This window comes from Pseudomonas sp. QLc11A (assembly GCF_052112305.1).
GTDB classification, from domain to species: domain Bacteria; phylum Pseudomonadota; class Gammaproteobacteria; order Pseudomonadales; family Pseudomonadaceae; genus Aquipseudomonas; species Aquipseudomonas laurylsulfatiphila.
Window position 1 is genome coordinate 1 of sequence record NZ_JAVAJJ010000113.1, and the last position, 207, is coordinate 207.

A 207-nucleotide genomic window follows, 5' to 3' on the forward strand; every position below is an offset into this window, starting at 1 on the left:
TGCCCACGCTGACCGGCAGGCTGCCGGAGCTCTGGCCTTCAGCGATGGTGATGACCTTGCCGCTGTCGAGGGTCACGGTGACCGGACCGTTCTGCGCAGTGACCGGTTTGCCTTGGGCATCGGTCAGGGTCGCGGTGTAGGTGATGGTGCCGTTTTCATCCACGCTCGGGGTGGCGGTCAGGGTCACCGTGGTGGTGTCGTTGACAT

General features: G+C 64.7%; 1 protein-coding gene. It reads right to left on the bottom strand.

The window, feature by feature from the left end:
- Positions 1 to 207: immunoglobulin-like domain-containing protein (locus Q8X48_RS30135; protein WP_407802715.1), on the bottom strand; the 207-nt coding region annotated here is incomplete at both ends.